The sequence below is a fragment of the Microbacterium schleiferi genome, from assembly GCF_038150145.1.
Lineage (GTDB): Bacteria > Actinomycetota > Actinomycetes > Actinomycetales > Microbacteriaceae > Microbacterium > Microbacterium schleiferi_B.
The window spans coordinates 133,492-159,542 of record NZ_JBBWSA010000005.1; the positions used below are offsets into that span (position 1 = coordinate 133,492).

The window sequence follows — 26,051 nt, forward strand, 5'->3', positions numbered from 1 at the left end:
CTGGGACCATGCGTGTTCTGGCGGCGATGAGTGGCGGAGTCGACTCCGCTGTCGCCGCTGCGCGCGCCGTGGATGCCGGACACGAGGTCGTTGGGGTGCATCTCGCGCTTTCGCGTGCGGGCGGCACGCTGCGTACGGGAAGTCGCGGCTGCTGCACGATCGAGGACGCGATGGATGCCCGTCGTGCCGCCGATCGCCTGGGCATCCCGTTCTACGTGTGGGATTTCTCGGAGCGGTTCCGCGACGAGGTGATCGACGATTTCATCGCCGAGTACCGCGCCGGACGCACCCCCAACCCCTGTATGCGCTGCAACGAGAAGATCAAGTTCGCGGCGCTGTTGGAACGCGCAATCGAGCTCGGCTTCGATGCCGTCTGCACCGGTCACTATGCGACGCTCGTGGAGACGCCAGAAGGCCGCGAGCTGCACCGCGCCTCGGATGCCGCCAAGGATCAGTCGTACGTGCTCGGCGTGCTCAACGCCGAGCAGCTCGCGCACTGCCTCTTCCCGCTCGGATCGACACCCTCCAAGGCTGTCGTCCGCGCCGAGGCCGAGGAGCGAGGCCTGACCGTGGCGCACAAGCCCGACAGTCACGACATCTGCTTCATCCCGGATGGCGACACGAAGGGCTGGCTCGCCGAGCGCGTCGGTATCGCGGAGGGACCGATCGTCGATCGCTCCGGTGCTCAGGTCGGCACCCACGATGGTGCCCACGCCTATACGGTCGGGCAGCGGCGCGGACTCGCTCTCGGCACGCCCGCGCCAGACGGCAAGCCGCGGTTCGTGCTCGAGATCCGACCTGTGACGAACACGGTGGTCGTGGGGCCCAAGGAAGCTCTCGCGACCGCGGAGATCGCCGGATCGCGGGCGAGTTGGGCGGGGCGGACGCCGGATACGGCATCCTTCCCGTGCGACGTTCAGATCAGGGCTCATGCCGATCCCGTGCCTGCACGCGCGGAGATCGTCGACGGCGAGGTCGTCGTCACCCCCGATGAGCCCTTGGACGGTGTCGCGACCGGGCAGACCGCTGTGCTCTACGACGGCACCCGCGTAATCGGCCAGTTCACGATCGATCGCACCCGCTCGGCCGTCCCCGTCGACGCTTGAGGGTCGGCATCCGTCGTCGGCCTGCCATGTCGTGGGTGGTGCCTAAACTGCACTCGTGGCCACGAACGACGTCTCCTCTGCATCTGTGACGACCTCGGATGCGGAGCTCGCGCGGCTCGGGCTCGACGACGCCCGTGCCGAGGCTGCACGGCTGACCGACCTGATCATTGATGCGCGCGACGCGTACTACGGCCGCGATGAGGTTCTCGTCGACGACGCCACCTACGACGGGTGGATGCAGCGACTCGAGGCGTTGGAGCGCCTGTACCCCGAGGTTCAAGGGCAGGACTCTCCGACTCTGTCGGTGGGCGCGGCATCCGGAACGCTCTTTGCGCCGGTCGAGCACGCCGAACGGATGCTGAGCCTTGACAACGTCTTCAGTGAGGACGAGTTCCGCGCTTGGGCAGCGCGGGTAGAGCGAGATGTCGGCGCAGGAGTCGACTATCTCTGCGAACTGAAGATCGACGGTCTCGCCCTGTCGCTGCGCTACGAGCGTGGGCGCCTCGTGTCGGCTGCCACCCGCGGCGATGGGCGCATCGGCGAGGACGTCACCGAGAACGTTCGGGACGTTGCGGGGATCCCGACCGTGCTCGCCGGCTCGGGGCATCCGGAGCTCGTTGAGGTGCGCGGAGAGGTGTTCTTCACCGTGGCTGACTTCGAGTCGCTCAACGCCTACCAGGAGTCGATGGGGGACCGGCTGTTCGCGAATCCACGGAACGCAGCGTCAGGGTCTCTGCGGCAAAAGCGCGAGGGCAAGAACGAGCGCCAACTCGAGGCGATGCACGAGCGGCTCTCGCGATTGCGCCTGACCGTTCACGGCATCGGTGCCTGGCCGGATCCTCCCGTGGCGACCCAGAGCGAGGTCTATGGCCTGCTGGCATCGTGGGGGCTACCGGTGAGTCGGTACTTCACGGTCGCTGAATCAGTCGATGCCGCTGCCGACTACATCCGTCACTACGGCGAGCACCGCCACGACGTCGAGCACGAGATCGACGGGGTCGTCGTGAAGGTCGACGAGTTGGCGCTACACGACGAGCTGGGGGCGACAAGCCGCGCACCGCGGTGGGCGATCGCGTACAAGTACCCGCCCGAGCAGGTGAACACGAAGCTGCTCGACATCGTGGTGTCGGTCGGGCGCACCGGTCGGGCGACACCTTTTGCCGTCATGGAGCCCGCGCGGGTCGCCGGCAGTGTCGTGCGCCAGGCGACCTTGCACAATCAGGACGTCGTTAAGGCCAAGGGTGTGTTGATCGGCGACACGATCGTCATCCGCAAGGCCGGAGATGTCATCCCCGAGGTGCTCGGCCCCGTCGTCGAGCTGCGCGACGGGAGCGAACGCGCGTTCGTCATGCCGACGCACTGCCCCGAATGCGGCTCTCCGCTCGCCCCCGCGAAAGAAGGCGACATCGACTTGCGGTGTCCGAACACGCGGTCGTGTCCGGCGCAGGTGCGGGGGCGGGTGGAGCACATTGGTTCACGTGGTGCTCTCGATATCGAGGGGCTCGGCGAGGTGTCAGCCGCCGCCCTGACGCATCCGCTGCGGCCCGAGGTGCCGCCGCTGGTCACCGAGGCTGCCCTCTTCGATCTGCGCGCCGAGGATCTGTTTCCGATCGACGTCGAAGTCCGGGATGCCGAGACGGGACTGGTTCGTCTCGATGCTGACGGCGAGCCGGATGCGCGCAGCCCGTTCCGTCGTCAGCGCAAGGCTCCCCTGGAAGGCCGTGCGCCGACCGCGTCGCGCCCCGATCCCGTGTTCGATCCCGACGGGCCGTTCGATGGGGATGCCGAGTTCATCCTGTCCGCGGCGGCGCATGAGCTGCTCGACAATCTCGAACGCGCCAAGACGAAGGAGCTGTGGCGCTTTCTCGTCGCGTTGAGCATTCGTCACGTCGGCCCGGTCGCCGCCCGCGCGCTGGCGCAGTGGTTCGGGTCGATCGATGCGATTCGTGCAGCGTCCCGTGAAGAGCTCGCCGCAGTCGAGGGCGTCGGCCCGATCATCGCCGATGCGATCATCGACTGGTTCGAGGTCGACTGGCACGTGGAGATCGTTGAGCGGTGGGCGAATGCCGGAGCGCAGCTTGCCACTCCCGGGCATCCGGGTCCGGGTGCTGCTGTCGCCTCGGGCGGCGTTCTCGAGGGTGTCACGGTTGTGGCTACCGGGACTCTTGAGGGATACACCCGCGAGGGTGCGCAGGAGGCGATCATCGCTGCCGGTGGGAAGGCTGCCTCGAGCGTGTCGAAGAGGACTGATTTCGTCGCGGCGGGGCCAGGCGCGGGCTCGAAGCTCGCGAAGGCCGAGGAGCTCGGCATCCGCATCATCGACGCCGCGCAGTTCCGCGTCCTTGTCGAGCAGGGTCCTGCGGCGCTGGGGGAGTAGGGACTAAACGACGAGGGGTAGTGCTGGCGCTTGAGTGCGCGGGGCGGGATCGCTCGCAAGTCGCGCATGCGTCTCGACGTCGTACCGGTTGTCGCCGTACCTGAGCTTCTCGCGCTCGATTCCTTCGGCGTGATACCCGGCGGCGGTGGCGACTCGGCATGAGGCAGGGTTGTTGACGCGATGCCCGAGTTCGAGGCGGTAGAGACCGGTGCGGAAGGCCCAGTCGGAGACGGCGAGGAGGCCGCCCGTGGCGTATCCCTTTCCGCGAGCTTCGGTTGCAAGCCAGTAGTACACCCAGGCCGTTTCGTGTCGAAACTCGATTGCTGATGCGCCGACGTTTCCGACGGCGATCCCGTCCTCAACGATTGCCCAGTTCTTTGCTGTCGCGTCGAAACGCAGGGACTTTTCAATGAATGTCTCGGCGGCCTCGGGGATGCTCAGGTCGACGCCGCCGAATTGGTGGGCGAGGTCCGGACTGCTCGCGGCGGCTGCAACGAGCGCCGGTGCATCTGCGCGGGTCCAGGGACGCAGCATGACGTTCATCATTCACATCATTGCCCAAGCGCACTGATCTAGGGCAGCGTGCAGCGTCGTGGTGTCGCCGCCGACGTCAGAACGGTGCGGTCTCGTTCAGAATGGCGGTGATAGTTGCGTCGGGTACGAATGTGACGACCCCGGGTGGTCGGTCGCGGTGGGTGCGGCCGGTGGGGCTGGTCCATTCGAGGATGCCACCGGGGAGCTGCTTCACGCGCCATGCGGTTTCGTGTTTGAGGGTGTGGTGTCGTCGGCAGAGGTGGGCGAGGTTCGTGTGTTCGGTCGGTCCGCCACGGGCGGCATCCACGGTGTGGTCGACATCGGTCCCTCGTGCGAGCCTGACGCATCCCGGGCACCGGCATCGTTCGTCTCGGGCGCGGAGGTATTGTTCGAGGTCTTTGTTCTTTCGGTATCGGTCGACGCCGAGCACGGCGCCGGTGTAGGGGTCGGTCATGACCCTGTCCCAGCCGGGTGCGTTCGCGGCCAGGCGGCGGGCGGTTTCGGCGTCGATGGGCCCGTACCCGGCCAGGAGTGCCGGCTGGTTCCCGACCCCCGCAAGGGTCAGGACCGGAACGGTGATGGCTACTTCGCCGCGGATGGCGTCCAGGCCCGCCCCGTGCGCCACCGGTGCGGCGGCTAGCAGCATGTCGGCCAGCAGGTCGGCGCGTTTTTGATCCATCGTCCTCGTGTCCACGACGTGCCGTTCTGGGGTGATGTCGTGAAGTTCGGCGTCACCACGGGCGTCTCCGGCCGGGCCAGTTCGCACGCGCACCACGTTCCCGTTCCGCTGCTCATCAACGGCCGAATCGGTCGCAGCATCCGGCTCCGACCCATCGACCAGCAAGGGGACGGTCGAGGCAGTATCGGGCGCGGCGGTATCGGGTGTATCCGGGACGCCCTTCGCCATGCAGGTGAGCCGGTCGTAGATCGCGTAGATGAGGGTTGCGGGGAGGTCGGCGATTAGCCGCGCCATATCGTCCGGGAGGTCGATGACGCGGATGTGCCGGTCTGCTTTCGCGGCACGCTGGCGGCGGGCCGCAGCCTCGGGGTCAACGCGGGCGGCGATGATCCGGGCGATACTCTTCAAGCGTCCGGCGGACTCGGTTTCCGCGGCAGCAAGCACGCACGTCTCGTACCTGGCCCGCAAGTCGGGGCTGATGCCGGTTCCGGCGTCGAGGATCGCCGCGACATGGGCCGCGTCGATCTTTCCGTGCTCCCACGAGGTGAGCACGTCGGGGTAGTCGGTGACCGTCGTGGATGCGTCGCCCATGCGCCGCTGCACGGCCCGGTCACTGAGCCGCAACGCCGCGCCGATCTCAGCAGCAACCTCCCGCAACGGCAGATCCGCGTGACTGCGACGCCGAAGCCCCGCAGCGTGCTGTTCCGCGGCGCGCTCCAACGCCAGATCCAACGCTGCGGCAAACAGCCGTGCTTCACGCGCCTGTGCCTCCGCAACAGCCCGGTGCGCGTCCTCCAACTCGGTGATGAGCGCGTCCAAAGCACGCCACCGGCCACCAACCGTGGTGTTCGCGTCGTGCCCCATAACCATCTCCGTTCGGACCGCCAGAAGCGGCATCCGCCTCGCACTAAGTGGGCACGTGTGCGATGTGTTCTTACCCTCAACTCTAGAAGGGGCCTCCGACATTGACGCGGGCGGGCCTCGACGGGCTATCCCGAACGCTGCGCGTCGGTGGCGGCTCCTAGGCTGGTGCCGTGGCGACGGTAGACGACGTGCGGGCGGTCGCGGCGCGACTGCCTGGCGGTGAAGAGCGCACGACAATCAGTGGAACGTCGTGGTTCGTGCGGTCGAAGCCGTTCGTGTGGGAGTGTCGTCCGTGGCCGAGTATTCCCGAGCCGATACGCACGGTGATCGCTACCGAGCAGGTAATAGGTCTCAAGGTCGGGGATGCTATCGACGCGCAGGCTCTTCGCCAGATGTATCCGCGCGTCTTCCTATCGCAGACAACACGTTGGGGAGAGCCGAAGGTCGCGTTCCGGCTGGCCGAGATCGGCGCCGAGCACCTTACTGAACTCGTCGTCGAGGCGTGGCGCGTTCAGGCGCCGAAGTACCTGGTGCGTGCGTTCGACGACCAATCCTGACCCCGTGCCAGGCAGAATTGCCGAATGACCCAACGCGCGCTCGACACCGATGGCTTGGTCCCTGCGCTCGAGACTCTGCACGGGCCCACCTTTCACGCTGAGCTCCGGAGGGACGCAGCGCGACGGTGGGGCCATACTCCCGAGACCGCTTTCGCCGAGATGTTCGACAACCTGGACGTGCATCGGTGGTTCGATGTCGCCGGCGTCGGCGAGCCAACGCGCCGGTCGATCGTGTCGTGGCGGGGTGCGCTCGAACCCCGCCAGTGACTGGAGTAGCGCCGCAGGGGAATTCTTACTCGTCGCCCGAGAGCTCCAGGAGCTTCGTGCGCACCTGCCGGCGCAGCACCTTCCCGATCAGCGACTTCGGCAGCTCATCGACGACGAAGATGCGGCGCGGCACCTTGTAGGGGGTGAGGATGCTGCGAGCGAAGTCCCGGATCGCCGTTTCATCGATGTCCTCGATGCTCGGATCGAGCACAATCGCGGCGACGACCTCCTCGCCGGAGTGCTCCGACGGCAGCCCGACGACGGCGACATCGGCGACGGCAGGATGCTGACGCAGCACTCCTTCGACCTCGGTGGGGGCGACGTTGAAGCCACCGGTGATGATGAGTTCCTTGATGCGATCGACGATGCGCACGAAACCGGCGTCGTCGATCGTGACGATGTCTCCGGTTCGGAACCAGCCGTCAACGAAGACCTCTTCGGTCTCCTCCGGACGACCGTAGTATCCCGAGAAGACCTGCGGTCCACGAACGATGAGCTCGCCGCGCTCGCCCGGCGCGACATCCGTAGTCGGGTCATCGGGGTCAACGACGCGACACTCCGTGCCCGGGAGGGGTAGCCCCACTGTTCCGGGGACGCGATTCTCGGCGACCGGGTTAGCCATCAGCACAGGGGAGCATTCGCTCAGGCCGTAGCCCTCGACGAGGTATCCGCCGGTCTCGGCCTCGAACGGCACGACGAGTTCGTGGGGGAGTGCCATCGCGCCGGAGATCGCGATACCGGTGCCCGCGAGCGAGATCCCGGTGCGCTGGGACTCCTTCAGCAGCCGGTCCGCGATTGGCGGAACGAGCGGCAGGAAGGTCGCCGGATGCTTCTTCGTCACCTCCAGCACCATGTCGGGATCGAATCGCGGGAAGAGGACCAGCCGTGCTCCCATCGACATCGCGAACGTGAGGCACAGTGTCAGCCCATAGGCGTGGAACATCGGTAGGACGGCGTAGACGACGCATCCTTCACCGCGATGGATCGTGGGAACCCAGGCCCGCGCTTGCGCCGCGTTCGACAGCAGGTTCCGGTGGGTCAGCGACGCTCCCTTGGGGTTGCCCGTTGTTCCGCTCGTGTACTGGATGAGGGCGAGATCGTCGGTCGAGGGTGACGGATGCGTGACAGGAAGTGGCTCGTGACCGACGACGTCATCCCAGCTGACCGCGCCGCTGACTCGCTCGGTCAGCGCGGTGCGGGCCTCCTTGGCTTTGGCGATCGGGAGCCTCAGCGCCAGCTGCATCGTCCAGGGCATGGCCTTGGTGATGTCTACAGAGATCAGCGTCTTCACCCGCAGGTCGCGCGGGAACTCCTGGACCGTGCGCACTACCTTGCTCCAGACGATCGCGTGCTTGGCGCCGTGGTCTTCGAATTGCTTGCGCAGTTCCCGCGGCGTGTAGAGCGGGTTGTGCTCGACGACAACAGCGCCCAGGCGCAGGATCGCGTAGAAGGCAACGATGTGCTGCGGACAGTTCGGCAACACGATGGCGACAGGGTCGCCTGCTCGAACGCCGTGTGTGTGCAATGCGGCAGCTGCGCGCTGGATCTGCTCGTCGAGCGACCGGTAGCTCGTCGTGCGTCCGAAGAACTGCAGCGCCGGTGCGTCGGGATAGTCCCGGACGGATGCGCCGACGATGTCGATCAGTGACCCACTGACCGGCTCGAGGTCCTCGGGAACTCCCTCCGCGTAGCTGGCGATCCACGGGCGGGGCGGGTCGTAAGAGGTCACGGCACCCAGCCTAGGGGCGTGGCTCGCTGTCCGGGAGAGGGCTCGGCGGGGGCGCGCCATCGCCCCGCCTAGAATGGTCCGGTGTCTGAAATCACCCCCGATCTCGTGCGCCATCTCGGTGTGCTCGCCCGGATCCGCCTGAGCGACGACGAGGTTCAGCGCCTCACCGGTCAGCTCGACGCGATCGTCGACAACATCGCCAAGGTGTCTCAGGTCGCCACTCCCGAGGTGCCCGCGACGAGTCATCCGATCGCCCTGCACAACGTGTTCCGCGCCGACGTTCCCGGCGACATGCTCACGCCCGAGCAGGTGCTGCAGAACGCTCCGGATGCCGCAGACGGCCGCTTCCGTGTGACCGCGATCCTGGGGGAAGAGCAGTGACTGACCTCACCCGACTGACAGCAGCCGAACTCGCATCCTCGCTCGCGTCTGGCGAGGTCTCCAGTGTTGAGGCCACGCGCGCCCACCTGGACCGGATCGCAGCGGTGGATGCCGACATCCACGCCTTCCTCCACGTCAGCGACCAGGCGCTCGAGGTCGCTGCCAGCATCGACGCTCGGCGCGCGGCGGGCGAGGTACTTCCCGAACTCGCGGGAGTCCCTCTCGCTATCAAGGACGTGCTGGTCACGACCGACATGCCCTCGACGAGCGGCTCCCGCATCCTCGAAGGGTTCATGTCGCCCTACGACGCGACTGTCGTTGCTCGCTCACGTGCTGCCGGTCTTGTGCCACTGGGCAAGACCAACATGGACGAGTTCGCGATGGGGTCCTCGACCGAGCACTCGGCCTACGGTCCGACGCATAATCCCTGGGATCTCGAGCGGATCCCCGGTGGGTCCGGCGGCGGTTCTGCGGCGGCGGTAGCAGCGTTCGAGGCGCCGCTCGCGCTCGGCTCTGACACGGGTGGCTCGATCCGCCAACCCGCCCACGTCACCGGCACGGTGGGCCTCAAGCCCACGTATGGCGCCGTCAGCCGCTACGGTGCTATCGCGCTCGCCTCCAGCCTCGACCAGGTTGGACCGGTCACGCGCACGGTGCTCGACGCTGGCCTGCTGCATGACGTGATCGGCGGCCACGACCCGCACGATTCGACCTCGCTCGCCGAGGACTGGCCGTCGTTCGCGGATGCCGCACGCGAGGGTGCTCGCGGTGATGTGCTGAAGGGTCTGCGGGTCGGCGTTATCCGCGAACTGCCCGACAGCGGTTTCCAGAGCGGCGTCTCCGAGTCGTTCCGCGCGGCGCTTGCCCGGATGGAGGCTCAGGGTGCCGAGATCGTCGAGATCAGCGCCCCGCACTTCGAGTATGGCGTCGCGGCCTACTACCTGATCTTGCCTGCTGAGGCATCCAGTAACCTCGCGAAGTTCGACTCGGTTCGTTTTGGACTCCGCATCGACGTTCCCGGGGGAACCGTCGAGGATGTCATGGCCGCGACCCGAGATGCCGGCTTCGGCGACGAGGTCAAGCGCCGCATCATCCTGGGCACCTACGCGCTGAGCGCCGGGTACTACGACGCGTACTACGGGTCCGCGCAGAAGGTTCGCACACTCATCCAGCGCGACTTCGACGAGGCGTTCGCGCAGGTCGACGTCATCGCGACACCCACCGCGCCGACCACGGCATTCCGCCTCGGGGAAAAGGTCGACGATCCGCTGCAGATGTACCTCAACGACGTCGCAACGATCCCCGCGAACCTCGCAGGCGTCCCCGGCATCTCGCTTCCTTCTGGCCTGTCGGCCGACGATGGGCTGCCGGTAGGCATCCAGTTCCTCGCCCCGGCGAGGCAGGATGCCCGGCTCTACCGCGTCGGCGCGGCGCTCGAAGCGCTGCTTGTCGACGAGTGGGGTGGTCCGCTGCTTGATCGCGCCCCGGTTCTGGGCGCCGCAACGGGAGGTCGTGCCTGATGGCTACCGCAAAGCTCATGGACTTCGACAAGGCGCTCGAGTTGTTCGAACCCGTCCTCGGGTTCGAGGTGCATGTCGAGCTGAACACCGAGACCAAGATGTTCTCGGCCGCCGGCAACCCCGCCCACGCGGCAAACCACGACGCTGCACCAAACACCCTCGTCGCTCCGGTCGACATGGGCTTGCCGGGCGCGTTGCCGGTTGTGAACGAGACAGCCGTGCGCTCGTCGATCAGCCTGGGCCTTGCCCTCGGTTGCTCGATCGCGCCCTCGAGCCGGTTCGCGCGCAAGAATTACTTCTACCCCGACCTCGGCAAGAACTACCAGATCTCGCAGTACGACGAGCCGATCGCCTTCGAGGGCAAGGTCGAAGTCGAACTCGAAGACGGCACGATCGTCGAGGTGCCGATCGAGCGCGCGCACATGGAAGAGGATGCCGGAAAGCTCACCCACATGGGAGGCTCCACCGGCCGCATCCAGGGTGCCGAGTATTCGCTCGTCGACTACAACCGCGCTGGCGTCCCGTTGGTCGAGATCGTCACCAAGCCGATCTTCGGCGCTGAGCATCGGGCGCCCGAGATCGCCAAGGCGTATGTCCGGACCATCCGTGACATCGTGCTCTCGCTCGGCATTTCCGAGGCGCGACTCGAGCGCGGGAACCTGCGTTGCGATGCGAACGTCTCGCTGCGCCCGCGGGTCGCGGCCGGCGAGCCGCCGGCGCCGCTCGGCACGCGCACCGAGACCAAGAACGTGAACTCGATGCGTTCGGTCGAGCGGGCCGTGCGCCACGAGATCCAGCGCCAAGCCGCGATTCTTGCTGCCGGCGGCACGATCACGCAAGAGACCCGACACTGGCACGAAGACACCGGCACCACTTCGCCCGGTCGTCCGAAGTCGGATGCCGACGATTACCGCTACTTCCCCGAGCCCGATCTGCTCCCCGTCGAGCCGCCGGCGGAGCTGATCGAGGAGCTTCGCTCGGCACTCCCCGAGGCCCCGGCGGCGCGTCGCCGTCGGCTCAAGACCGAGTGGGGCTTCACCGACCTCGAGTTCCAGGATGTCGCCAACGGCGGCATCCTCGCCGAGGTCGAGGCCACGATCGCCGCCGGTGCATCGCCGGCTGCAGCGCGCAAGTGGTGGACCGGCGAGATCGCTCGGATCGCGAACGCTCAGGACCGCGAAGCGAGCGACCTCGTCTCGCCCGCTGACGTCGCGGCTCTCCAGGGGCTCGTCGATGCAGGAACGCTCACCGACAAGCTTGCCCGGCAGGTGCTGGAGGGTGTCATCGCCGGCGAGGGCACGCCGCAGGAGGTCGTCGCCGCGCGAGGGCTCGCGGTCGTCTCAGATGACGGGGCGCTCATCGCGGCGATCGACGAGGCGCTCGCGTCTCAGCCCGACGTACTCGAGAAGATCCGCGATGGCAAGGTCCAGGCGGCCGGGGCCATCATCGGCGCGGTCATGAAGGCGATGAAGGGCCAGGCCGACGCTGCGCGCGTGCGCGAACTCATTCTGGAGCGCGCTTCGCAGTCCTGACGGGCGAGGATCACCTCGATCAGGCTTGCCGTTCGAACGCCGCCAGATGGTTCTCGGAGCCCCCCAGGAGGCGCGATGTTCGTGAAGACGTTGCCGCCCCAGAGGTCGCCGAGAACGGTGTAGACATCGTGCGCGAGTTTCTCCTCTTCGATGAGATAGAGCAGTTGGGCGTCGACGTCACCGGAGGCGGCGTCGGCGAGCGGGGGCTCGGTCGACGTCGCTGGGTTCTCGGTCGTTGGTGCCGCGGATACGTCTACAGGGGTTCTGGGCGGCAGTGTCGCCGTGCATGCCGTCAGTCCCACCACGGTGAGTGTGGCAGCCGCGACGGCGAGAGAGCGGGTGGAGGTGATCACGGTGTGCTCCTTCAGTTTCGTGTCTCAATACCCCCCAGGGTATTACTTTCTTGCTTGACGTCATCTGTCCGGTCGTGATGGGAATGCCGAGAGAGCACTGTCGGTGGTGCGGGCGAGAATGGACTCATGGGACGAGGGGACGGCAGAAATCGCCTCGTGTCGCCCGACGACGCGGATGACACCGGCGCCGACATCCTGCACGTCGACATGGATGCGTTCTACGCTGCGGTCGAGGTGCTCGATGACCCGACCCTCGCGGGAAAGCCCATCATCATCGGTGCGCCCGAGAGCCGCTCGGTCGTTTCCAGCGCTTCGTACGAGGCCCGCGCGTTCGGCGTCCGCGCCGCGATGCCGGTCGGCCAGGCGCTGCGTCTGTGCCCCCAGGCGATTGTCGTGCCGCCCCACTTCGACCGTTACGTGACGATGTCACGCGAGGTCATGCGCGTCTTCCACGACATCACGCCGGTGGTCGAGCCGCTGTCGATCGATGAGGCTTTCCTCGACGTACGAGGAGTACGGCGCCTATGGGGTTCTCCCGGAACGATCGCGCGGATGCTTCGCGCCCGCGTGCGTGACGAAACCGGCCTGACCTGTAGCGTCGGCGCCGCAGCGACCAAGCACGTCGCGAAGATGGCTTCGACGCTAAGCAAACCGGATGGCCTTCTGATCGTTGCCGAAGCCGACACCGCAGCGTTCCTCGCGCCACGTTCGGTGCGGGCGCTATGGGGCGTGGGTCCGAAGGCTGCCGAGGCACTCGAATCGCGAGGCATCCACACGGTGTCCGACGTGTTGGACACGCCGCAGGCCGTACTCGAGCGCGCCCTGGGTGCAGCGATGGGGGAGCGCGTGTGGAATCTCGCGCGCGGCCGCGACGCACGGGAGGTCACGACGACCCGTGTGGAGAAGAGCGTGGGACACGAAGAGACCTTCCACACCGATATCAGCGACACCGCTGTCTTGCGATCGGAACTGCGTCGCCTGGCAGACCGGGTAGCGGCGCGACTTCGTGCGGCATCGTGGGAGGCCGGAGCGGTGGTGATCAAGGTGCGATTCGCCGACTTCAGCACCGTGTCCCGCTCGCGCAGCCTCCCGGAGCCGAGCTCCGTCGGTCAGCGCCTCGGGGAGGTCGCTCTGGAACTGTTCGACGCGATCGACAGGCGCCTCCCCATCCGGCTCGTGGGCGTCCGTGCCGAGAAGCTACTTACCCTTAGCGAGTCAGCGCCCACCCTGTGGGACGACGACGGAGAGTGGCGGCGCGTCGAATCCGCGCTGGATACTGCGGCTGCCCGGTTCGGTCGAGGGGCGATCACCCGCGCGACGCTGATCAGTGAGCGCGGCGGCGGTACGCTTCCCTCCAACCCCCGCCTGCCTCGCGATGATCCGCGCTGACCAGGATCGGATCGAGGTCGCCCTGTCTTCGAGGGACTCGGGCCGGTAGCGTGGGGCTATGCCCAACATCGCGCTCGAACTCGGCAAGCAGGCAGCATCCTTCGGCGTCTCCGGCATCTACGGAGAACAGCAGGACGTCGACGGCATCAAGATCATCCCCGTCGCCCTCGCGTCCTCTGGGTTCGGCGGAGGCTCGGATGAGGGCGGCAACGGAGGCGGCGGCGCTGGCGGCACGGCGATTCCGATCGGCGCTTACATCCGCCGCGGCGATGACCTGCGCTTCGAGCCCAACCTGATCTCTCTACTCGCCGTCGGCATCCCATTCGTCTGGGTCGCCGGCCACGTTCTCATTCGTGTCATCCGCGCCCTCAAGAAGTGACGACCCAGTCGGTCAGGTTCTGACCGACGCCACCGACGTCCTGCGGGACGACATCCTGGCATGTGCCGCGCCGGCACCCGTCATCCTGATCGATGGGCGCAGCGGGGCCGGCAAGACGAGTCTGACCCGCCTCCTTCTCGACCGCTGGCCGTTGGACGGCACGCCGCAGCTGCTTGCTCTGGATTCGACCTACCCGGGATGGGACGGCCTGGATGCCGCTGTCGAGGATGTCACGCGAAACGTCCTCATCCCGCACGCTGCCGGGCAGCAGGGGCGTTGGCGACGGTGGGACTGGAGCGCGGGTGAGTACGCGGAGTCCCATGGCGTCGACCCCGGCCTCCCTCTCGTGGTCGAAGGATCCGGCATCCTCACCCCGGCGACTGCGGTGCTCGCGGGTGTGCGGGTCTGGGTCGAATCGCCGGCCGACTCTCGACGAGAGAGGGCCCTCGAGCGCGATGGAGACACCTACCGCCCACACTGGGAGCGCTGGGCGCGGCAGGAGGACGACCACATCGCACGCGACGATCCGGCCGCGCACGCCACGCGGGTCTTCGTCGTGCCCTGAGCCGACCCGCGTCGCGTGTCGTCAGGGTTCGTCGGAGTCCGCGTCGATCGCGGTGATGAGGCTGTCGAGGCGGTAGCCGAGCCAGTCGTAGATCCCGAAACGCGGATCAGCGGCGTCGTGGTCGTCGTCGGCCTGAATCCCGAGCCGCGTCGCCAACACGAGACGAATGGCCGACAGCGTACGCAGCAGGGCGCTCACGTCATCGGCGCTCGCGTGCACGACGACCTCTTCCGTGAGTTCCGGGTCGTCGGATGCAACCGGCAAGGTCGGGAGAGTCGGGCGCAGGATGCCGAGGACGGTCTCCGCATCCGCATGGCGGCGATCGAGGAGCTCGCGCTCGGTCAGACGGCGGAACTCGCGGGCTGCGGCGTCGTCGTCGAGATACCCCTCGGGAACGAGGCGTGCCACGGCATCATCGTTTGATGCATCGGTCGTGGCATCGAGGAGGTCCCGGAACTGCTCCGTCATCTGCGAGAGGTGCAGGGCCTCGATGCGCGTGATCGCCATTACGAGTTCGCGGGTCATGCCGGAGCCTTCCGCACTGTCGCCGAAAGCCCGTAGTCATGCATGGCATGAACGTGAAGCTCCATCTGTTCGCGCGCGCCCTCGGCGACCACGGCATGGCCCTCGTGATGCACGGCGAGCATCAGCGACTCCGCCCGCTCAGCGCTGAAACCGAAGTAGCTGCGAAAGACGTGGGTGACGTAACTCATGAGGTTGACGGGGTCATTCCACACGACCGTCTGCCACGGCATGTCAGCGGCGTGGCGTGTGTCGACATCCTCATCTGCCCGAGGGAGTGTCGCGCTATTCATCAAGCCCATCCCAACTCGTGGAGTCGGTCGTCGTCAATCCCGTAGAAGTGCGCGATCTCGTGCACGAGAGTCGTGTGGACCTCAGCGCGAAGTTCGTCCAGATCGTCGCACGCCGCCAGGTGGGCTTCACGATAGACGATGATCCGATCGGGGAGCTCACCAACGCCGTATCGGTCGCGTTCGGTCAGCGCCCACCCGTCGTAGAGGCCCAGGAGGTCGAGAGACCCATCCTCGCCGCGGTCTTCGACCACGAAGATGACGTTGTCGAGTCCGTCGACCATGTCATCGGGCAGCCGGTCCAGCTCCTCGACGACCAGGTGCTCGAACGCGTCGGCATCCATCTCGATCATCGTGCCCCCGCGCCTTCCCGCCACTCATCTGGTGCCCCCGACTGGACTCGAACCAGTAACCGTCGGATTAGAAGGCCGATGCTCTATCCATTGAGCTACGGAGGCGCATCCACCAGATTACCGGGAGCCGCCGCGGTCGCCGTGAGCGCCAGCTCTAGGATGGGCGGCATGGCTTCGAGCGAGAACGACCGACTGGTGTGGATCGACTGTGAGATGACCGGGCTGGATCTCGCCGTCGACGAACTCGTCGAGATCGCTGTCATCGTCACCGACTTCGAGCTGCGCCCGCTGGATCCCGGCTTCCAGATCGTGATCAAACCCGACGCCTCTGCGCTGGCGAACATGAACGATTTCGTCACCGCTATGCACGAGAAGTCTGGCCTGCTCGAGGAGATTCCGAACGGCGTCAGCGTCGCCGAGGCCGAGTTCGAGGTTCTCGAGTACATCCAGCGCTTTGTACCGCTCGAGGGCAAGGCGCCGCTGGCGGGCAACACGATCGGCACCGACCGGATGTTCCTTGCCAAGTACATGCCCCGCGTCGATCGGTGGCTGCACTACCGCAACGTCGATGTGTCGAGCATCAAGGAACTGGCCAGGCGCTGGTACCCACGCGCATACATCCACGCCCCGGCGAAGGATGGCGGCCACCGCGCGCTCGCCGACATCAGCGAATCGCTGCGCGAGCTGGCGTATTACCGCAGCGTCGTGTTCGTTCCCGAACCGGGTCCGACCAGCGATGAGGCCAAGCAGGCAGCGGCTGTCGCCGTGTCGGCGTTCGCCCCCGGCGTGTGAGAGAATCTTTTGGTTGCGCACTCCGGTGTGCACATGGTGGCTATAGCTCAGTTGGTAGAGCACCGCGTTGTGGTCGCGGGGGTCGCGGGTTCAAGCCCCGTTAGCCACCCCACGTATTCCTACCTCGGTGACGCGAGGGGAGTGGTCGGCGCCGCTACCAGCCGCGATGTCGCCCGCGTGCGAGCGGTGTCGAACAGCGGCAAGGTGAGGTGTACCAGCGGGCCGATGGTCGCCGCGAACAGGACGGTCCCGAGCCCGACGGTGCCTCCCAGCAGCCACCCGATTACCAGCACGGTGAGCTCGACGCTGGCGCGAGCTGCCCAGATCGGCATCCCGAACCGGCTGCGCAGGCCGGTCATCAGGCCGTCGCGGGGACCCGGCCCGAAGTGCGCGCCGATGTACAGCCCCGAGGCGACGGCGACGAGCAGGATGCCGCTTACGAGCACCGCAAGCTGCGCGAGGAATCCCGTGATCGGTGGCAGGACCCAGAGGGTGACCTGCATCGCGGTTCCGACGACGAGGATGTTGGCCACGGTGCCGATGCCGGGGCGTTGGCGCAGCGGAATCCAGAGAAGCAGGATCAACAGGCCGAGGATGTTCGTCATCCACCCGACGCCGATACCGGTTCTGATCGACAGGCCCTCGGCCAGCACAGTCCAGGGGTCGACGCCCAGTCCAGCATCAACCGTCAGCGCAGCTCCGGCCCCGTAGAGGGGGAGCCCGATGAGAAGTTGCAGGATGCGGCGCGGCATGGCACCATCCAAGACCAGAAGTGGACTGACGTGACCAGTCCAATCGGGAAGGAGTGGCCGTGGAGTCCCGAATGTCCGCGCGATCACTGACCCTCGCACTGGGCGGATGGCGCACGCGCGAACCGGCTTACGAGGCGCTCGCCGACGGCATCCGTCTGCTCTGCTTGGACAACCGCATCGCGCCCAGGACCGCGCTTCCGGCTGAGCGCGAACTCGCCACCGCACTTCGAATCAGTCGCAGCACCGTCTCGATGGCCTATCAGAGCCTTCGCGACTCCGGGCACATCAGCAGCCTGCGGGGGTCGGGAAGCGTCACCCTTCCGCTCGGCCGGCGCGAGGTCGCGAGGGTGCTCGGAACTGACGGCACCATCGACCTCCAGCAGGCGAGCCCCCCAGCTTGGCCCGGGCTTGCGGGTCACATGGCCGAGGTTGCGGCCGATGCCGCGACCCTCGCCTCGCGCTCGGGGTACGACGTCCTCGGTCGCGCTGAGCTGCGCGAAGCCATCGCCGAGCTGTTCCGCGCTCGGGGACTGCCGACCGAGTCTCGCCAGATCATGATCACCGCCGGTGCCCAGAGCGCGATCCACCTGCTTGCGAGCGTGCTCATCGGACGCGGCGATCGCGTCGCGATCGAGACCCCCACGTATCCGCATGCAGCCGACGCACTCCGTCGCGCCGGCGGGCGGCTCGTCGGCATCCCGGTAGCGGCCGAAAGCGGATGGGATCTCGAGCGCGTCGCCGAGTCCTTCGCTCGCACCCGCCCCTCCCTTGCCTACCTCATGCCCGACTTCCAGAACCCGACGGGCCGCAGTATGTCGGCGTACGAGCGCGAGACCATCATGACGGCTGCACAGCGCTCTGGAACCCTCCTGGCGATCGACGAGACGACCGCCGACCTCGACATCGATCGAGGATCCCAGGACCGCGGTTTCCAGGCGACCGATGAATCCCTCGTGGTGCGCGTCGGGTCGCTCGGCAAGACCGTGTGGGGAGGTTTGCGTGTCGGGTGGATACGGACCGACCATGACCTCATCGACCGGCTCGTGCAGGAACGCCCGGCGTACGACCTCGGTACACCGGAGTTCGAACAGGCAGTGGCAACCGGGCTGATTCCGCGGCTGCCCGAGATCGCGCGACATCGCGGTGAGTTCCTGCGCGAGGGACGGGATGCGCTGGTCTCAGCGCTGGCGGAACGGCTGCCGGAGTGGCGCGTGCCCTCGGTTGATGGGGGAGTCGCCCTCTGGGTCGAGCTGAACGCGCCATTGAGTTCGGCGCTGGTGCTCCAAGCCAGGACGGCCGGACTGCTCCTGTCGGCCGGTCCGAGGTTCGCGCCAGATGGCGGAAACGAACGGCACCTACGCATTCCGTTTACCGCACCCCCCGGCGACCTGCGCCGGGCCGTCGAGATTCTTGCGGACGTCTGGCCGGGCGTGCTTCGAGATGCTCCGCACGGTGTCCGGGACCTCTGGAGCTCACCGGTCTGAGTCGCCGACCTCGGGACAGACGTCAGGTCGACAGCAGGAGGGCCTCGACGGCGTCATCGCGGCTCCAGAACCGTCCGAGCGCATGGAATTGCCTGTCACTCGGGTGGAAGCGTTTCACCGCGAAGTGCTCACCCTGAGCGTCGCGATCGACGCGCAGGTGACCGATCGGCCCGCGGCCCGCATCAACGACGCGCCAGGCGTCGATCCCGATCGGCACGAGCTGTATGCGTGATGCCTGCATCTGGGTCTCCCTGAGATCGAACATAGATCCGACCTCCGACACATCGCAGGGAACAGCAATACGCGCGAGACTGTTGTTGCCAGTGGCGCCGAGAACCCGGCGCCACAACAAGGAGAAATCATGCACACGTTCGTTCTCGCAGGCGGCTGCTTCTGGTGTCTCGACGCGGCGTACCGCGCTCTTCGCGGAGTGTCGTCGGTCGTTTCGGGGTATGTCGGCGGCACCGTCGAGAACCCCTCCTATGAGCAGGTCTGCACGGGCCGTACCGGGCACGCCGAGGCCGTCGCCGTCACCTTCGATCCCGACGTCATCTCGGACGACGTCATCCTGGATGCCTTCTTCACGATGCACGATCCGCGACAGCTGAACCGACAGGGAAACGACATCGGAACCCAGTACCGCAGCGCGATGTTTCCCGCCGACGACCAGCAGCGCGAGCTCTTCGAAGCAGCCCGCGATCGCGCGGCCGAGTGGTGGGATGGCGGCATCGTCACCACGATTGAGCCCCTCGGTGAGTTCTATCCCGCAGAGGAGTACCACCAAGACTTCTTCGCGAAGAACCCCACGCAGGGCTACTGCCTCGCTGTTGCAGTGCCCAAGGTGAATAAGGTTCGTGCGCGCTTCGCGGAGTATGTGACGGCCTGAGTTTTCCTCCCCAGCCACGCCGGTGCGCGGTCTGTCCACGGCTCAATGGGGCGGCGGACGTCGGTTAGCGATGATCGGCGAGCCTGATCTCGGCGCTGGTACCCGACGGGCACTCGGGTACCAGCGCAGCCCGGAACCGCTCCGGGCGGGAAAGGGAGAAATGCAGGACATCATCACCGTCACGGGAAACGTTGCGGGCCCTCCGGAATTCAAGATCACGGCGGGAGGTCTGCCCGTCGTCAACTTTCGGCTCGGGAGTGCGCAGCGCCGTCTCGATCGCTCGACCGGCACCTGGGTCGACGACGGGACGAACTGGTACAACGTCTCCGCGTTCCGGGGTCTTGCCGAGCACATCGCCGCCTCGGTCACGAAGGGGGAGCCGCTGGTGGTCACCGGCCGTCTGCGGCTTCGTCCCTGGGAGGCCGGCGGCAAGAAGGGTGTCAGCATCGATATCGACGCCGACACTGTCGGTCACGACTTGCGGTGGGGAACCACGACCTACACCAAGCAGGCAACCGCGCAGGGGACCGCATCCGCCGCTCCGGTGAGCCCCGATGACGGTCAGGACTCGTGGGCTGCACCGGGACTCGACGGCGCCGCCGCTGCCCCAGCGGTCGGCAGCGAGACACCGTTCTAGGCTCCCAGGGAGCCGAGGGGAGTGGGGCTCTAGACTCCTCAGCGTGTGTGCCGCTGAAATGACCGCTCCGCCCCCTGTCAGGGGAGGCTCTCGCTTGGGCGGATTCGCCTCCATAGTCAGCGCGGCACTGGTGGTCGGGATGCTCGCGGGGTGTACCGCGACTCCGGAACCATCGCCGACGCCGACTGTCACTGCCATACCCACCCCGACTGAAACAGCGTCTGCGGCACCGGCTCAGGTCAGTGAGGCGACGACCGCCGACGAGGCGCTGCCGTTCTTCGCCGACGTCGTCGCAACCGTATGGGCAACCGACCAGCGTTTTCAGGGGCGCGCCTATATCGATGGCCTCACCCAGGCGGGTTTCGACAAGTCGGCAATGGAAGTCACGTACGACGAGTCGACCGTCGGCAACCCGGCTGAGAGCATCCAATTCTCGGTTCGGTGGGGCGAAGAGTGCCTTGTCGGCCAGGTCGGCCCTTCGACGGGAGACCCCGTGGTAGCCGTCATGCCGGGTCTTCAGACCGGCCGTTGCCTCATCGGGGACACCCGACCCATCGATTGGTGAGGCGCGGGCGACACTCGGGCGGCCCGTAGACTGGTCGGGCTATGGCTGAGTACATCTATCAGATGGTCCGCGCCCGCAAAGCTGTGGGCGAGAAGCTGATCCTCGACGACGTGACGATGGCGTTCCTCCCGGGAGCGAAGATCGGAATGGTCGGCCCCAACGGTGCCGGAAAGTCGACGATCCTGAAGATCATGGCGGGTCTTGACGCCCCGTCCAACGGTGAGGCGACCCTCAGCCCGGGGTTCAGTGTCGGCATCCTGATGCAGGAGCCGGAACTCGACGAATCCAAGACCGTTCTCGAGAACATCCAGGACGGGATCGCGGTCAAGGCCAAGCTGGATCGGTTCAACGAGATCTCGGGCCTGATGAGTGACCCCGATGCCGACTTCGACAGCCTGCTGGCTGAGATGGGGACGCTGCAAGAAGAGATCGATGCGGCAGACGCATGGGACCTCGACTCGCAGCTGGATCAGGCGATGAACGCGTTGCGCACCCCGCCGGGCGATGCGCAGGTCGCGCACCTGTCGGGAGGCGAGAAGCGCCGCGTCGCGCTCACCAAGCTCTTGCTGCAAAAGCCCGACCTGCTGCTGTTGGACGAGCCGACGAACCACCTCGACGCCGAAAGCGTGCTCTGGCTCGAGCAGCACCTCCAGAAGTATGCAGGCGCGGTGATCGCAATCACTCACGACCGGTATTTCCTCGACAACGTCGCCGAATGGATCGCGGAAGTCGATCGCGGCCGGCTCATCGGGTACGAGGGCAACTACTCGACGTATCTGGAGAAGAAGGCCGAGCGCCTCGACATCCAGGGCAAGAAGGACGCCAAGCTTGCCAAGCGCCTCAAGGACGAACTCGAGTGGGTCCGCTCCAACACCAAGGGGCGCCAGGCGAAGTCGAAGGCACGTCTGGCCCGCTACGAGGAGATGGCAGCCGAGGCCGAGCGCACCCGCAAGCTCGACTTCGAAGAGATCCAGATTCCGCCGGGTCCCCGCCTGGGAAGCGTCGTCATCGAGGCCAAGAAGCTGAAGAAGGGGTTCGACGGCCGATCCCTCATCGATGGACTGAGCTTCAGTCTTCCGCCCAACGGCATCGTCGGTGTCATCGGACCCAACGGTGTCGGCAAGACCACGCTCTTCAAGACCATCGTCGGTCTCGAACCGCTTGACGGCGGTGACCTGAAGATCGGCGAGACCGTCAAGATCAGCTATGTGGACCAGTCGCGCTCCAACATCGACCCCACCAAGACGCTGTGGGAGGTCGTGTCGGACGGGCTCGACATCATCACGGTGGGCAAGACTGAGATCCCGTCCCGCGCCTACGTGTCGAAGTTCGGCTTCAAGGGGCCCGACCAGCAGAAGAAGGCCGGCGTGCTCTCCGGTGGTGAGCGCAACCGCCTCAACCTGGCGCTCACCCTCAAGGAGGGTGGCAACCTGCTGCTGCTCGATGAGCCGACGAACGACCTTGATGTCGAGACCCTTCAGTCTCTTGAGAACGCTCTGCTCGAGTTCCCGGGCTGCGCTGTGGTCATCACCCACGACCGGTGGTTCCTGGACCGGATCGCGACCCACATCCTGGCGTACGAAGGCACCGACGAGAACCCGGATGCGTGGTACTGGTTCGAGGGCAATTTCGAGGCATACGAGAAGAACAAGCTTGAGCGCCTGGGGCCGGACGCGCTCAACCGCGCGAGTTCCACGTACCGCAAGCTCACGCGCGACTGATCCGGCGATGCCCGATACTGACACGTCCAAGGGCGGGAGAACCCGGGTTCACCTGCCGATCCACCTGCGCTGGGGCGATCTCGACGCCTTCAACCACGTCAACAACACATCGATGCTGAAGCTGCTCGAGGAGGCGCGGGTGCGAGCATTCTGGCGCCCCGGCACCGGCGAGAACGCGCCGCCGACCGCGGTCATGGACTCGAGCCTGCACTCCGGCGTCCTCACGCTTATCGCCCGTCAAGAGATCGAGTACCTGCTTCCGGTTCCCTACCAGCGGCATCCGCTCGACGTTCAGCTCTGGTTCGGCAGGCTCGGCGGCTCCAGCATCGACGTGTGCTACGAGGTCTGCAGCCCACGGGAGACTGCCGGCGAAGATGGACAGCAGATCTACGCGCGCGCCACGACGGTAGTGGTCAAGGTGGATGCCGAAACCGGCAGGCCGCTGCGTCTGAGCGAGGTCGAACGAGAAGCCTGGGCGCCCTACGTCGGTGAGCCGCTCCGGTACGGGCACCGTCGCTGAGGCGATCAGGGTTTCTGCCGAGCGTGTCAGTCCCGGTCGTGTGGCAGGCGGATCGTGATCTCCTGCGCGACGCTCGCCACCAGTATTCCCTCTGAGGAATAGATCTTCCCGGTGGCAAGACCGCGGCCTCCGCGCGCACTCGGGGACTCCTGTACGTACAGCAGCCATTCGTCGACTCGCGCGTAACGATGCCACCACATGGCATGGTCGAGACTGGCGACCTTTAGCCCGGGCGCGGACCACGCGACGCCGTGAGCGCGCAGCACGGACTCTTGGATCGTCATGTCGCTCATGTACGCGAGCGCGGCGCGGTGCAGATCGGGATCGTCGGGCAACGACCGGCGCGTGCGAAGCCACACCGCCTGGTGGGGGACGTGCTCACCATCCACGTGCAGATATATGGGGCCGGGGACGTGGCGCACGTCGAGCGGCCGGTCAGTGAACATGCGCTTGCTCATCGGATGCAGGCCGATCAAGTGATCTTCAAGGTCGGGCAGCTCGTCGGCGTGCGGGATGCCGTCGGGCATGGGCACCGCGTGTTCCAGACCGGGGCCCTCATCCTGGAACGACGCGATCATCGAGAAGATCGGCACCCCGTCCTGGTAGGCCTGCGTGCGCCGGGTCGAGAACGACCGACCGTCGTGAATCCGATCGACGGCGAACGTAATGCCCGCCGAAGAGTCGCCCGGGCGCAGGAAGTATCCGTGCATCGAGTGGACGGTTCGTCCCGGCGGCAGCGTATGGGAGGCCGCCACGATGGATTGGGACAGCACCTGACCGCCGTACACGCGCCCGAGCGGCATTGATTGCGAGACACCGGTGAAGATGTCCTCGGTGGTCCGTGCCCCGCTCGAGGACAGGGTGAGAACGGCCAGGAGTGCGGCGACCGGGTCCGCCTCCACGACCTCGCCGGGGGTGTTCGTGGCGCCGTCGGTCATCGGTTCTCCCGGAGCTTGCTGATGTCGCCGCGGCCGCGGCAGCTGTTCCGCTTGGTAGTTTAGGTCGAATGCCGACGCCCCTGAATCTCGCCGACGCCGAGACCGCTGTGGACGCGCAGACCTTCGCCTCACGCGCCGCACGCGTCGGAGACGGTGCCGTGCGTCTGCGCGCAACGGGCGGCATCCTCGTCATGACCTGCGCCCCCATCGCGCCGCGCGGGATCCTGGACACAGCCCCGACAATCCTCGGCGTGCGGGTTCTCGCCGCCGACCCGGAACTCGCCTGCGACCTGGTCGTCGATGGTGCTTCCCTGCGGGCGCAGGGCGTGACACTCGAATTGCCCGACGCGGGCATGCGCGCCGCCTGGGCCGGCATCTCCCCACCAGTGTCGGGGTGGGCAGTACGCGGTGAGATCTCGTCGACTGAGCTGGCTGGGGCAGCCCACCGCGGAATGGAGGAGGTTGCGAAAGCTGTGCCGACGAGCGCCGGTGAGGATGTGGTCCGTCAGGTCCGGACCGCGGTGTGGGGAGCGCCGGATCCGGAGCTTGACGGGCTGCCGCGCGGAGTGGGATTCGTCGCTCAGGTGCTCGGCTTTCTGGGGCAGGATGCCGAGACCGTGCCGCTGCGCGAAGCCGGCGCCTGGCTGCGGCTGTCGCTTCGCCGCGGGCACGTTCTGGTGCGCAGATCCGGAGTGAACTCGCGATAGTTCCGTGCCGGGAGCATCCCCGGCTAACCGCCGCTCGAAACATATGCTTGACCGCGAATTCGCGGTGCTCCTACGGTGACGGAATGGCGACTGCACCGATTACCTTCACGGCACCTGAGGGAAAGGGTCTCGCCGCAGGCACGCTCGGCCTCTGGGGTTCGACAGTCATCGGACTGGCATCTACGGCGCCGGTGTACTCGCTGGTTGCGACGCTCGGGTTCATCGTCATCGCGGTGGGTGCGCAGGCGCCGATCATTTTCGTGCTGGCCTTCGTGCCCATGCTGTTCATCGCCTACGCCTACCGGGAACTCAATCGCGAGATACCGGACTGCGGCACCACATTCACGTGGGGAACCAAAGCCTTCGGCCCGTGGGTGGGATGGATGGGTGGTTGGGGCGTCGCCGTGGCCGGGATGGTCGTGCTGGCAAACCTCGCCCAGATCAGCGGCATCTATCTTTGGGCGCTCATCGACGGGATCGTCGGAAGCCCTCAGGATGCGCTTCTGGCCGATAACGCGGTATTGGTTACGGCAACTGGCGTCGTCTTCATCGCCGCGATGACGTGGATCAGTTGGCGCGGCGTCGAGATCGGCGAGAGGGTTCAGAACATCCTGCTGGCGGTGCAGTACCTCGCCCTCGCCATCTTCATCGTCGCAGCACTGTGGCACTTCTTCGGGGGCAGCGCGCCAGATCCGACACCCTTCGAGTGGTCGTGGCTGAACCCCTTCGCGATCGGCGACTGGAGCGGCTTCGTTCAGGCCATTCTGCTCGCGCTGTTCATCTACTGGGGCTGGGACACGACGCTGGCCTTGAACGAAGAGACGAAGGATCCCCGGCGAATCCCCGGCCGCGCAGCGCTGCTCACGACAGTCATCCTGCTGTTCACCTACGTTGCGGTGACTATCGCGGCCATGATGTACGCCGGGCTGGGCGATGGACCGACGGGCCTGGGCAACGCAACCAACGCCGATGACTTCTTCATCGCGATCAAGGACGGCCTGCTCGGCCCGCTCGGCTGGGTGCTCGTGGTCGCGGTCATGGTGTCTGCGATCTCGTCGACGCAGACGACGATCCTCCCGACAGCGCGCGGCACCCTCGCAATGGCCGCCTACCGCGCTCTCCCCAGGAGGTTTGCGACGGTGCATCCGCGCTTCAAGACGCCATCGTTCTCGACCCTCGTCATGGGGATCGTCGCGGTCGTGTACTACGTCGGGATGACGCTGATCAGCGACAGCATCCTGCAGGACTCGATCCTCTCGCTCGGGCTCGCTATCGCGTTCTACTACGGAATCACGGGCTATGCGTGCGTCTGGTACTTCCGTCGCGAGCTGTTCACCTCACGGCGGAACTTCTTCTACAAGTTCCTGTTCCCGTTGCTCGGTGCGCTGATGCTGACCTACGCATTCGTCCAGTCGGCCATCGACATGTACAACGTCGACTACGGCTATACGGTGCTCTTCGGTGTCGGCGGCACGTTCGTTCTCGGCGTCGGCGCACTCGCTTTCGGCGTGTTGCTGATGTTCCTGTGGTTCCTCTTCCCGCGCGCGAAGTCGTTCTTCCGCGGCGAGAGCCTCAACCGCGATACACCGGTCATGGTCCGAGACGAGCCGTCAGCGTACGGTCGCTCGGTGGACGGCGGACTGACCTGACGT

The 26,051-nt window shown here is 66.5% G+C and carries 28 protein-coding genes, 2 tRNA genes and 1 pseudogene; 20 read left to right on the top strand and 11 right to left on the bottom strand.

Annotated features, from left to right (window positions below; genetic code table 11):
• The first annotated feature begins 8 nt into the window (after positions 1-8).
• Together mnmA and ligA are read left to right on the top strand one after the other, a co-directional pair.
• Complete coding sequence (gene mnmA, locus AADH62_RS07095) at positions 9-1,106, top strand: tRNA 2-thiouridine(34) synthase MnmA (protein WP_341578843.1); 1,098 nt, start codon at positions 9-11, stop codon at positions 1,104-1,106.
• A gap of 85 nt (positions 1,107-1,191) precedes the next feature.
• Positions 1,192-3,483 carry an NAD-dependent DNA ligase LigA gene (gene ligA / locus AADH62_RS07100; protein ID WP_341578949.1) on the top strand — a complete coding sequence of 764 codons (2,292 nt, stop codon included), beginning with the start codon at positions 1,192-1,194 and terminating at the stop codon, positions 3,481-3,483.
• Between the two features lie 3 nt (positions 3,484-3,486).
• On the opposite strand, the gene AADH62_RS07105 is transcribed toward ligA, so the two are convergent.
• Positions 3,487-4,017, bottom strand: a complete 531-nt coding sequence (locus AADH62_RS07105; protein ID WP_341578844.1) for a GNAT family N-acetyltransferase — start codon at positions 4,015-4,017, stop codon at positions 3,487-3,489.
• Between the two features lie 76 nt (positions 4,018-4,093).
• Positions 4,094-5,560, bottom strand: coding sequence for an HNH endonuclease signature motif containing protein (locus tag AADH62_RS07110; RefSeq protein WP_341578845.1), 1,467 nt, complete (start codon positions 5,558-5,560; stop codon positions 4,094-4,096).
• Between the two features lie 170 nt (positions 5,561-5,730).
• Here AADH62_RS07110 and AADH62_RS07115 point away from each other — a divergent pair, with 170 nt between their 5' ends.
• Positions 5,731-6,117, top strand: coding sequence for a hypothetical protein (locus AADH62_RS07115; RefSeq protein ID WP_341578846.1), 387 nt, complete (start codon positions 5,731-5,733; stop codon positions 6,115-6,117).
• Positions 6,118-6,141: 24 nt separating this feature from the next.
• The gene (locus AADH62_RS07120) at positions 6,142-6,384 is read left to right on the top strand and encodes a hypothetical protein (RefSeq protein WP_341578847.1); all 243 of its coding nucleotides are present in this window, start codon (positions 6,142-6,144) and stop codon (positions 6,382-6,384) included.
• A gap of 25 nt (positions 6,385-6,409) precedes the next feature.
• Here the strand turns inward: AADH62_RS07120 and AADH62_RS07125 are convergent, their stop codons facing one another.
• Positions 6,410-8,113, bottom strand: coding sequence for a long-chain-fatty-acid--CoA ligase (locus tag AADH62_RS07125; RefSeq protein ID WP_341578848.1), 1,704 nt, complete (start codon positions 8,111-8,113; stop codon positions 6,410-6,412).
• Between the two features lie 81 nt (positions 8,114-8,194).
• Here AADH62_RS07125 and gatC point away from each other — a divergent pair, with 81 nt between their 5' ends.
• Genes gatC through gatB form a run of 3 tightly spaced genes read left to right on the top strand, consistent with a single transcriptional unit; the run spans position 8,195 to position 11,546 of the window.
• A complete protein-coding gene (gene gatC, locus AADH62_RS07130; protein WP_228178178.1) occupies positions 8,195-8,494 on the top strand; it encodes an Asp-tRNA(Asn)/Glu-tRNA(Gln) amidotransferase subunit GatC in 300 nt (99 codons plus the stop codon).
• The gene (gene gatA / locus AADH62_RS07135; RefSeq protein ID WP_341578849.1) at positions 8,491-10,014 is read left to right on the top strand and encodes an Asp-tRNA(Asn)/Glu-tRNA(Gln) amidotransferase subunit GatA; all 1,524 of its coding nucleotides are present in this window, start codon (positions 8,491-8,493) and stop codon (positions 10,012-10,014) included. Before gatC ends, gatA begins: the two co-directional genes overlap by 4 nt.
• On the top strand, positions 10,014-11,546 hold the full coding sequence (gene gatB / locus AADH62_RS07140; protein WP_341578850.1) for an Asp-tRNA(Asn)/Glu-tRNA(Gln) amidotransferase subunit GatB: 1,533 nt from the start codon (positions 10,014-10,016) through the stop codon (positions 11,544-11,546). Before gatA ends, gatB begins: the two co-directional genes overlap by 1 nt.
• 83 nt (positions 11,547-11,629) lie before the next feature.
• Here the strand turns inward: gatB and AADH62_RS14575 are convergent.
• Positions 11,630-11,899: pseudogene (locus AADH62_RS14575) on the bottom strand (hypothetical protein); the annotation flags it as partial.
• 126 nt (positions 11,900-12,025) lie between these two features.
• On the opposite strand from AADH62_RS14575, the gene AADH62_RS07145 reads away from it, so the two are divergent.
• From AADH62_RS07145 to AADH62_RS07155, 3 genes are read left to right on the top strand one after another with little or no spacing between them, the layout of a single operon-like run.
• Positions 12,026-13,288, top strand: a complete 1,263-nt coding sequence (locus AADH62_RS07145; RefSeq protein WP_341578851.1) for a DNA polymerase IV — start codon at positions 12,026-12,028, stop codon at positions 13,286-13,288.
• Between the two features lie 58 nt (positions 13,289-13,346).
• Positions 13,347-13,667: a hypothetical protein gene (locus AADH62_RS07150; RefSeq protein ID WP_195691589.1), complete on the top strand. Its 321-nt coding sequence runs from the start codon at positions 13,347-13,349 to the stop codon at positions 13,665-13,667.
• On the top strand, positions 13,642-14,232 hold the full coding sequence (locus tag AADH62_RS07155; RefSeq protein ID WP_341578852.1) for a hypothetical protein: 591 nt from the start codon (positions 13,642-13,644) through the stop codon (positions 14,230-14,232). The genes AADH62_RS07150 and AADH62_RS07155 overlap by 26 nt, the downstream gene beginning before the upstream one ends.
• Before the next feature lie 21 nt (positions 14,233-14,253).
• Here the strand turns inward: AADH62_RS07155 and AADH62_RS07160 are convergent, their stop codons facing one another.
• The 4 genes from AADH62_RS07160 to AADH62_RS07175 all read right to left on the bottom strand — a co-directional run bounded on the left by AADH62_RS07160 (position 14,254) and on the right by AADH62_RS07175 (position 15,502).
• Positions 14,254-14,757 carry a DUF2017 family protein gene (locus AADH62_RS07160; protein WP_341578853.1) on the bottom strand — a complete coding sequence of 168 codons (504 nt, stop codon included), beginning with the start codon at positions 14,755-14,757 and terminating at the stop codon, positions 14,254-14,256.
• The gene (gene clpS / locus AADH62_RS07165; RefSeq protein ID WP_341578854.1) at positions 14,754-15,056 is read right to left on the bottom strand and encodes an ATP-dependent Clp protease adapter ClpS; all 303 of its coding nucleotides are present in this window, start codon (positions 15,054-15,056) and stop codon (positions 14,754-14,756) included. Before clpS ends, AADH62_RS07160 begins: the two co-directional genes overlap by 4 nt.
• Positions 15,047-15,397: a metallopeptidase family protein gene (locus tag AADH62_RS07170; protein WP_300593556.1), complete on the bottom strand. Its 351-nt coding sequence runs from the start codon at positions 15,395-15,397 to the stop codon at positions 15,047-15,049. The genes clpS and AADH62_RS07170 overlap by 10 nt, the downstream gene beginning before the upstream one ends.
• A 29-nt stretch (positions 15,398-15,426) precedes the next feature.
• Positions 15,427-15,502: transfer RNA gene (locus tag AADH62_RS07175), tRNA-Arg, on the bottom strand.
• A 63-nt stretch (positions 15,503-15,565) separates the two neighbouring features.
• Between AADH62_RS07175 and orn the strand changes: the two genes are divergently transcribed.
• The gene (orn, locus tag AADH62_RS07180) at positions 15,566-16,189 is read left to right on the top strand and encodes an oligoribonuclease (RefSeq protein WP_341578855.1); all 624 of its coding nucleotides are present in this window, start codon (positions 15,566-15,568) and stop codon (positions 16,187-16,189) included.
• 36 nt (positions 16,190-16,225) lie between these two features.
• Positions 16,226-16,301, top strand: a tRNA-His gene (locus AADH62_RS07185).
• A 7-nt stretch (positions 16,302-16,308) separates the two neighbouring features.
• Here AADH62_RS07185 and AADH62_RS07190 read toward each other — a convergent pair.
• Entirely contained in the window at positions 16,309-16,941 is a 633-nt protein-coding gene (locus AADH62_RS07190; protein ID WP_228178187.1) for a YczE/YyaS/YitT family protein, read from the bottom strand.
• A gap of 59 nt (positions 16,942-17,000) precedes the next feature.
• Here AADH62_RS07190 and AADH62_RS07195 point away from each other — a divergent pair, with 59 nt between their 5' ends.
• Positions 17,001-18,425, top strand: coding sequence for a PLP-dependent aminotransferase family protein (locus AADH62_RS07195; RefSeq protein ID WP_228178188.1), 1,425 nt, complete (start codon positions 17,001-17,003; stop codon positions 18,423-18,425).
• A 22-nt stretch (positions 18,426-18,447) separates the two neighbouring features.
• On the opposite strand, the gene AADH62_RS07200 is transcribed toward AADH62_RS07195, so the two are convergent.
• Positions 18,448-18,666 (bottom strand): hypothetical protein, encoded by a 219-nt coding sequence (locus AADH62_RS07200; RefSeq protein ID WP_341578856.1) that lies wholly within the window; start codon positions 18,664-18,666, stop codon positions 18,448-18,450.
• Between the two features lie 120 nt (positions 18,667-18,786).
• On the opposite strand from AADH62_RS07200, the gene msrA reads away from it, so the two are divergent.
• The 5 genes from msrA to AADH62_RS07225 all read left to right on the top strand — a co-directional run bounded on the left by msrA (position 18,787) and on the right by AADH62_RS07225 (position 22,754).
• Entirely contained in the window at positions 18,787-19,311 is a 525-nt protein-coding gene (gene msrA, locus AADH62_RS07205) for a peptide-methionine (S)-S-oxide reductase MsrA (protein WP_341578857.1), read from the top strand.
• A gap of 160 nt (positions 19,312-19,471) precedes the next feature.
• Positions 19,472-19,948 (top strand): single-stranded DNA-binding protein, encoded by a 477-nt coding sequence (locus tag AADH62_RS07210; protein WP_341578858.1) that lies wholly within the window; start codon positions 19,472-19,474, stop codon positions 19,946-19,948.
• Between the two features lie 94 nt (positions 19,949-20,042).
• Positions 20,043-20,513 (top strand): DUF6993 domain-containing protein, encoded by a 471-nt coding sequence (locus AADH62_RS07215; protein ID WP_292734593.1) that lies wholly within the window; start codon positions 20,043-20,045, stop codon positions 20,511-20,513.
• 41 nt (positions 20,514-20,554) lie between these two features.
• Positions 20,555-22,234 (top strand): energy-dependent translational throttle protein EttA, encoded by a 1,680-nt coding sequence (gene ettA, locus AADH62_RS07220; RefSeq protein ID WP_292734595.1) that lies wholly within the window; start codon positions 20,555-20,557, stop codon positions 22,232-22,234.
• Positions 22,235-22,241: 7 nt separating this feature from the next.
• The gene (locus AADH62_RS07225) at positions 22,242-22,754 is read left to right on the top strand and encodes a thioesterase family protein (protein WP_341578859.1); all 513 of its coding nucleotides are present in this window, start codon (positions 22,242-22,244) and stop codon (positions 22,752-22,754) included.
• Between the two features lie 26 nt (positions 22,755-22,780).
• Here AADH62_RS07225 and AADH62_RS07230 read toward each other — a convergent pair whose 3' ends face one another.
• Positions 22,781-23,692, bottom strand: a complete 912-nt coding sequence (locus AADH62_RS07230) for an acyl-CoA thioesterase II (protein ID WP_341578860.1) — start codon at positions 23,690-23,692, stop codon at positions 22,781-22,783.
• A gap of 68 nt (positions 23,693-23,760) precedes the next feature.
• Here AADH62_RS07230 and AADH62_RS07235 point away from each other — a divergent pair, with 68 nt between their 5' ends.
• Both AADH62_RS07235 and AADH62_RS07240 read left to right on the top strand, forming a co-directional pair.
• Positions 23,761-24,399, top strand: coding sequence for a hypothetical protein (locus AADH62_RS07235; RefSeq protein ID WP_292727751.1), 639 nt, complete (start codon positions 23,761-23,763; stop codon positions 24,397-24,399).
• Positions 24,400-24,482: 83 nt separating this feature from the next.
• Positions 24,483-26,048 carry an APC family permease gene (locus AADH62_RS07240; RefSeq protein WP_341578861.1) on the top strand — a complete coding sequence of 522 codons (1,566 nt, stop codon included), beginning with the start codon at positions 24,483-24,485 and terminating at the stop codon, positions 26,046-26,048.
• Positions 26,049-26,051: the final 3 nt, after the last annotated feature.